Here is an 11108-nt window from a genome sequence, read left to right on the forward strand (position 1 = left end):
GTGCGCTAGCTTGGCTAGCACGATGAGCGGTGACACCTCTGCCTTCTGGGCCGCCTGCGTGCGCGGCGAGCTGGTCATCCAGCGCTGTACGGCCTGTGATCGCCGCATCCACCTCCCCGAGCCCGCCTGCCCCTGGTGCGGCGGCGGAAGCCTGGTGTTCGAGCCGGCCTCGGGCGAAGGCGTGGTGCACACGTACACGGTCGTGCACCGCTCGTTCGCCCCCGGCTACCAGGGCCGCGAGCCGTACGTCATGGCCTGGGTGGACCTGCCGGAAGGGGTGCGGGCGTTCGGCCACGTGGTGGAGTGCCCGCCCGAGCGGGTGCGCGTCGGGCTCCCGGTACGCGTGACGTTCCTCGACGACCTGCCCCATTGGAGGCCAGCGTGAAGCTCGGCAACGTCCTGATCCCCGTGGCCGACCTCGACGAGGCGATCGCCTTCTACGGGCTGCCGGTGAAGTTCCGCGACGGCGACCGGTTCGCCGCGCTCGACGGCGGCGGGGTCACCGTGGCGCTGGCCGGGCCGGAGGAGCACGTGACCGCTTCCGCGGCGCCGTCGTACAAGGTGGACGACGTCGCCGCGACGGTGAAGGAGCTGGCGGCGCGCGGGGCCGAGGTGGTGCGGGCTCCCGAGGCGGGGTCGCACGAGACGCGGGCCGTGCTGCGCGATCCCTCGGGCAACGTCTTCGTGCTTTATTCGCCCCTCTGATGTGGAGGCTCCCCCCATGGCGCGATCACCCTACGGCAACTACGGCCACGCGATCCTGACCGCCGGAGCGATGCGCACGCCCGACCGGGTGGCGCTGACGTACTGCGGCGAGCAGCGCTACACCTACGACGAGCTCAACCGCAACGTCAACCGCCGCGCCAACGCCCTGCTCGCCGCCGGGATCACGCCGGGCAGGCGGGTCGCGGCGCTGCTCAACGAGACGCTGCTGGTGGCCGAGAGCTACCTGGCGCACGCCAAGATCGGCGCGGTCACGGCGGCGCTGAACCCGTTCTGGCCGGAGGAGACGCTGCGTGACGTGGTGGCGGCGTCGGGCTGCACGGCCTTCGTGTACGACGCGACCGTGGAGTCGGTCGTGGCCCGGATCAGGCCGTCGCTGCCCGACGTGACCACCTGGATCGACGTACGGGAGCTGGCCGGCGGCTCGGACGAGGAGCCCCCGCTGGCTGGGTTCGGCGACGACCCCCTCGCGCTCTACTACACCTCGGGGACGACCGGGCTGCCCAAGGCCGTCGTGCACACGCACGCGTCCTCGCTGGCCACGGCGCAGATCTGGCTCGACGTGCCGCGCGGCCCCGACTCGGTGTTCGGGACGGGCGCGATCATCTGGGGCATCGGCTTCCCCGCCATCGTGGGGCCCGCGTTGTACGCGGGGATGCGGCTGGTGCTGGAGCAGGACTGGGGTCCGGCGAACTTCCTGCGGGTCGTCCCGCGCGAACGGGTCACGCACGTGTCGCAGATCCCCTCGTTCTACTCGGCGCTGCTGGCCTCGCCCGAGCACGAGGACGTGGACCTGTCCTCGATCGAGGTGATCATGCTGGGCGGCGAGCCGCTGACCGCGACCATGCTGGACCGGATCAAGGACCGGCTGCCGGGGGCCGGGGTGTACTCCTACTACGGGCAGACCGAGGCCCCGTACACGTGCATGGGCCGGGTGGACGACGGCTCCACGCCGCTGGGCTCCTCGGGGCGGGCCCGTACGGGCAACGCGGTGCGCGTCACCGACCACCGGGGGAACCGGGTGATCGACGAGGTCGGCGAGATCAACCTGGCCGGGCCGCACCGGATGGCCGGCTACGACGGCCTGCCCGACAGGACGGCGGAGGTGCTGCGCGGCGAGTGGTACGTGGGCGGCGACCTCGGCTCCGTCTCCGCCGACGGCGTCCTGCGCGTGCTCGGGCGCAAGGAGGACGCCATCATCAAGGGCGGCGTCTGGACCCAGCCGGCCGCGATCGAGGAGGCCGCCTCGGCGCTGGACGGGGTGGCCGAGGCCGGGGCGGTCGGGGTGCCGGAGGGGGCGCAGGAGCAGCAGGTGCTGCTGGCCGTCGTACCGCGCGCCGGGCACACCCTCGACCCGTCCAAGCTGGCGCTGGCCCTGGCCGACACGCTGCCCGCGCACCAGCGGCCCGATCACATCGTGGTCGCCGACGAGCTGCCGCACTCCCAGGACGCCTCGGGCGGGCCGGGCAAGCTGGTGCGCAGGAAGATCCGCGAGCTGCTCGGGTGAGCGCGTACGAGCACGAGGTCAAGGCGCTGATCGGCGAGGCGGGGGTGCCGGTGCCGCGCGGCGTCGTGGTTCCCCTCAGCCCCGCCGTCACGTCCGGCTCCGACACGGGCTCCGATGGCGGCTTCGCGGCGGCGGCCGGGCTGGCCGAGCCGCTGGTGCTGAAGGCGTTCGGGCCTGGGCTGCTGCACAAGTCGGAGGCCGGCGCGGTCCGGCTGGACCTGCGCTTCGACGAGCTGGGGCCGGCGGCGGCGGAGATGGCGGCCCGGCTGCGACCGGCCGGCTTTCTGGTGGAGGAGCAGGCCGAGCCGGGGGTCGAGCTGATCGTCGGTCTGGTACGGGATCCCGCGTTCGGCCCGGTGCTGCTGGCCGGCCTGGGCGGGGTGTGGACGGAGGCGCTGCGCGACACGGCGCTACGGCTGTGCCCGATCACGGAGCAGGACGCGCGGCGCATGCTGGCCTCACTGCGCGGGGCCGAACTGCTGCGCGGCTGGCGCGGCGGCCCGCCCGTGGACGTGGACGCGGTGGTCAAGCTGCTCATGACGGTCGGCGGGCCCGGCGGGCTGTGGGAACGGCTGGAGCTGGGCGAGTTCGAGCTGAACCCGGTCATCGCCGGCCCATCGGGCGTGATCGCGGTCGACGCCAGGTACGTGCCGGGCACGCCCGCGCAAAGCCTCGCAGGCGACGCCATGCCGAACACACCCGGCACAGCCCCCGAAAGCCCCGCACGCGACGCCATGCCGAACGCATCCGGCACGACGCCCGGAAACCCGCCGGACTTCCCCGGCCCCGCGACCAGGAGCCCGGCGGACGTGCCGGTCACGGACTTCCTACCCCTGTTCGAGCCCGGCGCGGTGGGCGTGGTCGGCGCGTCCACGTCGCGGCCGAACTTCGGGAACATGTTCCTCGGCTTCTACCGGGCCGCCGGTGTGCCGCTGGTGGCCGTGCATCCCACGGCCGCCGAGGTGAGCGGGGTGCCGGCCGTGCCCTCGCTGGCCGCGGCCGAGGTGGACTACGCGCTGGTGGCCGTACCCGCAGACCGTTGTGCCGAGGTGGTGCGGCAGGCGGGCGGAGTGCCGTTCGTGCAGGTGATGAGCGGCGGCTTCGGCGAGGCCGGGCGGCCGGAGCTGGAGTCGGAGCTGGTCGCGGCGGCGCGGGAGGCGGGCACGCGCCTGCTCGGGCCGAACTGCATGGGCGTCTACTGCCCGCGCGGCCGGCAGACGTTCGTCGGCGGCGGCCTGGGACCGGCGGGAACGGTCGCGCTGATCTCGCAGAGCGGCGGGCTGGCCGGCGAGGTGATCAAGGTCGGCGAGCGGCGCGGGCTGGCGTTCAGCCGGGTCGCCACCGTCGGGAACGCGGCCGACGTCACCCCCGCCGAGCTGCTGCGCTGGCTGGCGCGCGACCCCGAGACACGCGCCGTCGGCCTGTACCTGGAGGACCCGAGGAACGGAAGCGAGCTGTACGCGGCCCTGCGTGACGCGCCCGTGCCCGTGGTGCTGCTGGTCGGCGGGCGCAGCGGGCAGGGACGGCGGGCGGCGGCCTCCCACACGGGCGGGCTGGTGAGCGACCTGCGGATCTGGGAGGCGGTGGCCGAGCAGTCGGGGGTGGCGCTGGTGACGAGCCAGGACGACCTGATCGGCGTGCTCGCCTACTTCCAGGCCCACGGGACGCGCACGGTGCACGGGGACGAGGTCCTGGTGGTGGGGCCGAGCGGCGGCGCGAGCGTGCTGGCGGCGGACGCGTTCGACCGGGCCGGAGTGCGGCTCGCCCCGCTGCCCGGCGACCGCCTCGACGCGCTGCGCGGGCTCGGCGTGGTGGCGACCGGCAACCCGCTGGAGGTCCCCGTGGGCCCGATGGGCCGGGCCGGGCTGGTGGCCGAGGTGATCGACGCGCTCGGGGTCCCGTACGCGGACGTGGTGGCGCACGTGAACGTTCAGGCCTTCTTCACGTACGCGAGCGCGCACGGAGACCCGGGCGAGCCCCTGTACGCCTACACGCGGGCCCTGGCCGCGGCGCAGGCCGACCGGCCCGGCACCAGGATCAGCCTGGTCACCAGGAACGGCGACTGCGCGCCTCCGGGCGTCGAGGACGAGGTCGGGCGGATCGCGGCGGCGGCGGGGATCCCCGTCTACCGCACCATGGAGGCGGCCGCCGTGGCCGTCGCGGCAGGAGGATGTCATGGGGTTGCTTGACGGCAAGGTGGCGCTGATCACCGGCGGGGCGCGCGGCATGGGGGCGGCGCACGTGCGGCTGTTCCTGGAGGAGGGCGCGCGGGTGGTGTTCGGGGACGTGCTGGAGGAGGAGGGCAAGGCCCTGGCGGAGGAGACGGGGGCCACGTACGTGCGTCATGACGTGACGAGCGCTGTGGAGTGGGAGCGGGCGGTGGGGACGGCGGTGGAGGTGTACGGGCGCCTCGACGTGCTGGTCAACAACGCCGGGATCCTGAAATTTCGGCGTATCGCCGATATGTCGCCCGAGGACTTCGACCGGGTGATCGGCGTCAACCTCAAGGGCACCTGGCTGGGCGTCAAGTCCGTCATCGAGCCCATGAAGGCGGCCGGACGCGGCTCCATCGTGAACGTCTCCTCGATCGAGGGCTACGTCGGGGCCGAGGGGCTGTCGGCGTACTCGGCGTCGAAGTTCGGCATCAGGGGCGTCACCAAGTCGGCGGCGCGGGAGCTGGCCAGGTTCAAGATCCGGGTGAACTCGGTGCACCCCGGCGCGATCAACACCCCGATGGCCCTGGACCCGGAGATCATGGCCGAGGTGGACGGCGAGGCGTTCCTCAAGTCGATGGTGATGAAACGCTTCGCCAAGCCCGTCGAGGTGTCGCACGTGGTGGCGTTCCTGGCCTCCGACAAGGCCAGCTACTGCACAGGCACCGAGGTCACGGTGGACGGCGGGCTGCTGACGGGCGCAGGATACTAAGATCTCACCCCAAGGTAGATCTTTTACCGTTAAACCACCTAGGCAAGGACAATTCTGGCAGCATCGCTGACCTGCGGTTCCACCTTGGGAGAGACATGGGTCTCTCTTGGAACGTGCTTGACCTGGGGTTACAACACGATAACCTCACACAGCACGGAAGACGACAGGTCTCCGGTTTCGTCACACCAGTCACTGGGCCCTCCCCCTACCCAGTGCTGCGTGGCCGAATCCGGACTTGCCCGGAAGGTTTCCCCACACTTCCATGACGCCAGAGATCCAGAAGTACATCGAACTGCTCGAAAGCCAGCTCGGATACTCCGAGAAGTCGGGCTCTTACACCAAGTTCGGCCATTGGTACGGCAAGAACGTCGAGTTCGACGCCGACTACACCTCAGCGCCGTGGTGCGACATGTACCTCTCCTGGGCCGCGCACAAGCTCGGCTACGAGGACTGGATGGGGCAGTTCGCATGGACGGTCGCGCACGCGGAGTGGTTCAAGGAGCAAGGGGCGTGGGGCAAGAAACCCCAGGTCGGCGCGTTCGTCTTCTACGACTGGAGCGGCAGTAACAGCATCGACCACATCGACCACGTCGGCGTCGTGACGAAGGTCAGGGGCGATCGCATCTCCACCATCGAGGGCAACATCGACGGGGGCGTCGCCAAGCGCAAGGAACGTGACACGAGCAAGGTGGTCGGGTACGGCTACCCCCAGCGCGTCAAGGCCCGCCTCGACCGGGCCGAGGCCAGGAGGAAGAAGGCCGAGCAGCAGGCGTCCGAACCGGGTGAGAAGACCGGCACGCTGGCCCCGGACGAGCTGACCGCCATGATCCCCCGCTCCAACGCGGCCCACGCCGGACAGACTCCGCTGGACCGGCTCCGGTCCCAGACGCCCACGGGCGACGAGGCGCAGGCCAAGGGTCAGACGGAGGGCCAGACCGAGGGCCAGACGCCGGAGGAGGCGCAGGGCCGCGTCCAGCCCGCCACGCCTAACTCCGACGCGGCCTCGCCCTCGACCTCGCGCAAGACGCCCGACTCGCCCTCCGCCGACGCCTCTCCCGGCCCCTCTGACGCCTCTTCCGGCACCGATGCCACGTCCGGCACCGGCACCGTCTCCGACTCCGCCACTGCGAAGACGAGCCCGCAGAGCGGTGCGGCTCCGTCCCCCACGATGGTCAAGAAGGGCAAGCACGCCAAACCCACCACGGCGGACACGGAGGCGGCCACCTCGGACCCGCTCCCCTCCCACACGGACGCCTCCGCCACCGGGCCGCTGCCCGCCATCGACTCCCCGACGCTGATCGGCTCGGCACTGGTGGCCGCGCTGGCCCTGCTGGCCGTGGCCAAGACCCGCCGCCTGCGCCTCGGGGCCGCTGCCGCCTCCAGGACCGCCTCTGCGACCGCTGCCGCTGCCGCCTCCGGGACCGCTCCGGTCACCGCCAAGGCCGGCGCCGCCGCTGCTTCCACCGCTGCCGGTGCCGACAAGCCGGCGCGCCCGTCCCGCGTGAAGGGCCGGCGCCGCCGTCGCCGCACGACCCTGCTGCCGGTGACCGCGACGCGACGCGTGGAGACGGCGGACAGCCTGCTCGCGGCAGAGCTCAAGGAGAACGCCGACCGCCTCGCCACGTCGGCCGCCCTCGCCTCGCTGAAGGCGTCGGACGCCCTCCAGCCCACCGCATCGGACGTCTTCGCCGCGTTCCAGGACGAAACCCTCCAGCCCACCGCATCGGACGTCTTCGCCGCGTTCCAGGACGAAACCCTTCAACCCACCGCATCGGACGTCTTCGCCGCTTACCGGGGCGCCACCTTCCAGCCCGCCGCCTCCGACCTGTTCGCCGCGTTCCAAGACGACACCCTCCAGCCCACGGCCTCGGACGTCTTCGCCGCCTACCAGGACGACACCCGCCGACCCACCGCCGCCGACATCTTCGCCGCCCACGACGGCGCCTTGGACTCCGGCTCCGCCTTCCAGGACGGCACCGGCCGGCCCACCACCGCCGCCTCCCACCGGGCCGGCTCCCGGAACGACGCCTTCCACCCCCACACCGTCGAGTCCGGCATGGCCGACTCCAGTGCCGTCATCCGAGCCACCGGCCGGGGCGCCAGGCACCGGAAGCTGCCCCTGGAGACCAGGCCGTTCGACCTGTCCACGGACGCGGCCTCCCGCCAGCCGTCCGCCTCCCATCACTCCCCCGGGTCCCACCACGCCTCCGGCTCCCAGCGCCACGCCGCCCACCGCCACGGCTCCGGTCCGGGCTCGCACCGCCACGGCTCCCAGCACCACGGCACCGGCCCGTCCCCGTACACGCCGGCCTTCGACGCCGACCCGTACGAGCCGGACTTCGATCGCGACCGCTTCACCTTCACCGACGACACCGGCCCGATGGAGGTCGTCCTCGACACGGGCCCGCTGCAGCGCGTGGTCGACACCGGCTCGTTCGACCGCATCGTCATCCCCGGCGCGACCAGCACGTTCGACGCCTTCGCGCCGCCGACGGGCAGGCGCGGAGACGCCGTCGCTCCGGCCCTGGGCAGGCGCGGCAGTGACTCCCCCGACGTGCCCGGCGCGACGTACCGGGGCCGGCGGCGACGCCACGCCGCCGACGAGCCGCTCACCTTCTCCCCCGACCTCCCGCCCAGAGGCCGCCGCCACCGCCGCTCACCGGACCACCACCGGCCCGCCGACGCACCGCCGAGAAGCCGCCGCCGCCCCCTCGACGACGACCGCCAACTGACCGGCGGAGGCCGCCACCGCGCCTGAGCAGCCCGAGCAGGCTCGCCCACCCTGCGAGCAGCCTCAACGCCCACATCCATCACCCATGCCCAGAGGCGAGCGGAGACCTGCAAGGCCGGGCGGAGACCTGCGAGACCGGACCGCGGCCTGCGAGGCGAGTCAGCAGACCTGCCCGGCCCGATCAGGCGAGGCCGTCTCCCCCAACCCCGTACTCCTCGGCGAAGGCGGACAACCGGGACACCGCGTCCCTGCTGCGCGTCCACGGCCGTACGATCAGCCGTTCCACCCCGAGCGCCGCCCAGCCGGCCACCTCGTCCGGCCCGGCCAGCTCGTACGCGTGCGCCGTCACCGGCACCCCGGCCCCCAGCCGTTCGATCTGCGGTGTGATCGACTCCAGCGTGTGCGGCATGCTGATCCACCCGTCGCACAGCCGCGCCGCCCTGCGCAGCGCGGCGGGCGATTCGCCGCCCGCCAGCACGGGCAGCCGCGCCTGCACCGGCTTGGGCTCGAAGGCGACCTCGGCGAAGGAGTAGAACCGCCCGCTGTGGGCGACGACGGGCTCGCTCCAGAGCCGCCTGACCACCTCGATCGCCTCGTCCAGTCGCGCTCCTCTGGTAGTGAACGGCACTCCGGCCGCGTCCCACTCCCCCCGGTACCAACCGGCCCCGACCCCGCAGATGGCCCGTCCCGAGGAGAGCACGTCCAGGGTGGCGAACGCGCGGGCCGACACGAACGGATGCCGCAGCGCGAGGAGCTGCACGGCCGTGCCGAGCCGGACGCGGGAGGTGTGGGCGGCCAGCCAGCACAGGTACGCGGGCGCGTCGAACAGCGGCGTCTGTGGTTTGATCCCCGGGTCGGACGTGCCCGGGTAGACGGCGAGGGACAGGTCGGTGGCGAAGACGAGGTGCTCGGGCAGCCACACCGACTCGAACCCCAGCTCGTCGGCCGCCACCGCCACGTCCTTCCAGGCGGCGGGATGCAGCAGGCCGAGGGGGACGCCGAACTTCACGGGTACCTCCAGGGGTCGCCGCCGATGATCGCGGTACGCAGGCGTTCGCGATGGACGGCGGTGGTGCCGTACGCGGCCGACAGGGACCAGGCACGGGCGAGCCAGAAGCGCAGATCCAGCTCCTCCGTGTACCCGATCGCCCCGTGTACCTGCAACGCCACCCGCGCCGCCAACGTCGCGGCCTCTCCAGCAGCAGCCTTGGCCGCACTGGCGTCCCGTCCCCAGGCCAACCCGCCCCTGCCACTACCGCCGTCCCCGCCTCCACCGCTGCCCCCGCCACTGCCCCCGTCCTCGCCGCTGCCGCTGCTGGTGCCGCTGCCGCTGTCCACGGACAGCGCCGCCCGCCACACCAGCGGCGCCGCGAACTCCACCGCCACGGCCACATCGGCGAGCTGATGCTTGACCGCCTGAAACGACCCGATCGCCGCCCCGAACTGGGCCCGCACCCGCGCATACCGGACACTCTCGTCGAGCAGCTGCCGAGCCACCCCGACAAGCTGCGCCGCGGTCGCCACCGCACCCCTGGCCAGCAGGTGCTCGGCGGAACCGTCCAGTGTCTCGGACTCCTCCTCGGACTCCTCCGCGTCCACCTCGAACAACGGCCGGGCCGGATCCACGCCGTCCCTGCGTACCAGGCGGGCCGACTTCCCCCGCACCAGCCGCAACCCCTCGGGACCGGCCAGCACCAGCAGATCGGCCAGGTCGGCATCGGCGACATAAGCCTGCCCCGGAGGCAGCACCGCCACCCGAACCTCCCCCGAGGCCAGCCCGGGAATGTCAGCCAGCAGCGGCCCGGCCACCACCGCCGTGTCGGCGAACGGGCCCGGCAGGCAGGCGCGCCCGGTCTCCTCCAGCGCGGGCAGCACGTCGGCCAGCCCGAGGCCCAGCCCGTCGGCCTCGGACGGCAGCATCAACCCGAAGAACCCCAGCTCGGCGAGCTGCTCCCAGGCGGGCCGCCGCTCGGAGCGCAGCGCGGCGGGCGGGCAGTGGGCGCGCAGCACGTCGCGTACGGTCGCGCCCAGGGCGAGCTGTTCGCCGGTGAATCCGAAGTTCATCGTGGCAGCCCCAGGACCCGCTCGGCGACGATGTTGCGCTGGATCTCGTTCGTGCCCGCGTAGATGGGCCCGGCCAGCGAGAACAGGAACCCGTCCAGCCACCCCTCGGCCCGGTCCCCCAGCAGGTCGAGGGCCAGGGCGTGCATGCGCAGGTCCAGCTCGGACCAGAAGATCTTGCCCATGCTGGCCGCGGGCCCGAGCTCCTGTCCCGCCATGATCCGCCGCGCCGTCCCGAACGTGTGCAGCCGGTACGCCTCCGCCTCCACCCAGCACCTGGCGGCCCGGTCTGCCAGCACGGGATCGGCGTCACGCGCCAGCGCGACGAGCCGATCGGCGGTGGCCAGGAACCGGCCGGGGCTGCGCAGGGTCAGACCGCGCTCCGACGAGGTGGTCGCCATCGCGATCCGCCACCCCTCGCCCACCTCCCCCAGCACCATCGAGTCAGGGACGTACACGCCGTCGAACCGCAGCTCGGCGAAGCCCGGCAGACCGTCGAGCTGCGCGATCGGCCGCACCTCCACCTCGTCCATGGGAAACAGGATGTACGTCAGCCCGCGGTGCCGCGTCCCGGAGGTGCGAAAGAGCCCGAACCCGTGGCCGGCGTAGGCGGCGCGCGAGCTCCACGTCTTGTGCCCGTACAACCGCCAGCCACCGCCCGGCGCCGGCTCGGCCCGCGAGGTCAGCGCGGCCAGATCACTCCCGGCCTCCGGCTCCGACCACGCCTGCGCCCACACATCGTCCCCCCTGGCCATCCTGGGCAACCAGCGCGCCCGCTGCTCGGGCGTCCCGAACCTCATCAGGGAGGGTGCCAGCAGAAAGATCCCGTTCTGGGTAACACGCGCGGGCGCACCGGCGGCCCAGTACTCCTCCTCAAAGATCAGCCACTCGACGAGCGAGGCACCGCGCCCGCCATACTCCTCGGGCCAGGAAACAACGGACAACCGCGCCTCGGCCAGCCGCGCCTCCCAGTCCCGATGCGCCGCGAAGCCTTCTGGGGTGTCCATGGACGGCAGCGCCTCAGGCACGTGCTCCCGGAGCCATCCGCGAACCTCATCACGAAAGCCCTGTTCAGCCGGGGAGAAGTCGAGATCCACACCATCCAACCTAGCGCACGCTTGGTACGCTGGCCAGGCCACTTAGCTTGCCGTAAAAAGGCAC

9 protein-coding genes are annotated in these 11108 nt (G+C 72.7%); 6 read left to right on the forward strand and 3 right to left on the reverse strand.

The features are described 5' to 3' along the window. Nucleotides 1-22 precede the first annotated feature (22 nt). The 6 genes from AB0C27_RS04850 (at nucleotide 23) to AB0C27_RS04875 (ending at nucleotide 7913) form a co-directional block, all read left to right on the forward strand. Nucleotides 23-385 (forward strand): OB-fold domain-containing protein, encoded by a 363-nt coding sequence (locus AB0C27_RS04850; RefSeq protein ID WP_346104313.1) that lies wholly within the window; start codon nucleotides 23-25, stop codon nucleotides 383-385. Beyond that, nucleotides 382-705 carry a VOC family protein gene (locus tag AB0C27_RS04855; RefSeq protein ID WP_357837856.1) on the forward strand — a complete coding sequence of 108 codons (324 nt, stop codon included), beginning with the start codon at nucleotides 382-384 and terminating at the stop codon, nucleotides 703-705. Before AB0C27_RS04850 ends, AB0C27_RS04855 begins: the two co-directional genes overlap by 4 nt. Before the next feature lie 16 nt (nucleotides 706-721). Further along, nucleotides 722-2230 (forward strand): class I adenylate-forming enzyme family protein, encoded by a 1509-nt coding sequence (locus AB0C27_RS04860; protein WP_357837859.1) that lies wholly within the window; start codon nucleotides 722-724, stop codon nucleotides 2228-2230. After that, nucleotides 2227-4419, forward strand: coding sequence for an acetate--CoA ligase family protein (locus AB0C27_RS04865; protein WP_357837862.1), 2193 nt, complete (start codon nucleotides 2227-2229; stop codon nucleotides 4417-4419). Before AB0C27_RS04860 ends, AB0C27_RS04865 begins: the two co-directional genes overlap by 4 nt. After that, nucleotides 4406-5155 carry a glucose 1-dehydrogenase gene (locus AB0C27_RS04870; protein ID WP_357837865.1) on the forward strand — a complete coding sequence of 250 codons (750 nt, stop codon included), beginning with the start codon at nucleotides 4406-4408 and terminating at the stop codon, nucleotides 5153-5155. The genes AB0C27_RS04865 and AB0C27_RS04870 overlap by 14 nt, the downstream gene beginning before the upstream one ends. A gap of 262 nt (nucleotides 5156-5417) precedes the next feature. Continuing rightward, entirely contained in the window at nucleotides 5418-7913 is a 2496-nt protein-coding gene (locus AB0C27_RS04875; RefSeq protein ID WP_357837868.1) for a CHAP domain-containing protein, read from the forward strand. 154 nt (nucleotides 7914-8067) lie between these two features. Here the strand turns inward: AB0C27_RS04875 and AB0C27_RS04880 are convergent, their stop codons facing one another. The 3 genes from AB0C27_RS04880 to AB0C27_RS04890 are packed head-to-tail and all read right to left on the reverse strand — an operon-like array spanning nucleotide 8068 to nucleotide 11044. Continuing rightward, on the reverse strand, nucleotides 8068-8895 hold the full coding sequence (locus AB0C27_RS04880; RefSeq protein WP_357837871.1) for a TIGR03619 family F420-dependent LLM class oxidoreductase: 828 nt from the start codon (nucleotides 8893-8895) through the stop codon (nucleotides 8068-8070). Further along, on the reverse strand, nucleotides 8892-9950 hold the full coding sequence (locus AB0C27_RS04885; protein WP_357837874.1) for an acyl-CoA dehydrogenase family protein: 1059 nt from the start codon (nucleotides 9948-9950) through the stop codon (nucleotides 8892-8894). The genes AB0C27_RS04880 and AB0C27_RS04885 overlap by 4 nt, the downstream gene beginning before the upstream one ends. Then, nucleotides 9947-11044, reverse strand: a complete 1098-nt coding sequence (locus AB0C27_RS04890) for an acyl-CoA dehydrogenase family protein (RefSeq protein WP_357837877.1) — start codon at nucleotides 11042-11044, stop codon at nucleotides 9947-9949. Before AB0C27_RS04890 ends, AB0C27_RS04885 begins: the two co-directional genes overlap by 4 nt. Nucleotides 11045-11108 lie beyond the last annotated feature (64 nt).

This window comes from Nonomuraea sp. NPDC048882, from assembly GCF_040649755.1.
GTDB classification, from domain to species: Bacteria; Actinomycetota; Actinomycetes; order Streptosporangiales; family Streptosporangiaceae; genus Nonomuraea; species Nonomuraea maheshkhaliensis.

Bases quoted from the DNA above. Each gene is read 5' to 3' on its own strand.
- AB0C27_RS04850 (WP_346104313.1), top strand. From the start codon at position 23: ATGAGCGGTGACACCTCTGCCTTCTGGGCCGCCTGCGTGCGCGGCGAG.
- AB0C27_RS04860 (WP_357837859.1), top strand. From the start codon at position 722: ATGGCGCGATCACCCTACGGCAACTACGGCCACGCGATCCTGACCGCC.
- AB0C27_RS04870 (WP_357837865.1), top strand. From the start codon at position 4,406: ATGGGGTTGCTTGACGGCAAGGTGGCGCTGATCACCGGCGGGGCGCGC.
- AB0C27_RS04875 (WP_357837868.1), top strand. From the start codon at position 5,418: ATGACGCCAGAGATCCAGAAGTACATCGAACTGCTCGAAAGCCAGCTC.
- AB0C27_RS04885 (WP_357837874.1), bottom strand. From the start codon at position 9,950: ATGAACTTCGGATTCACCGGCGAACAGCTCGCCCTGGGCGCGACCGTA.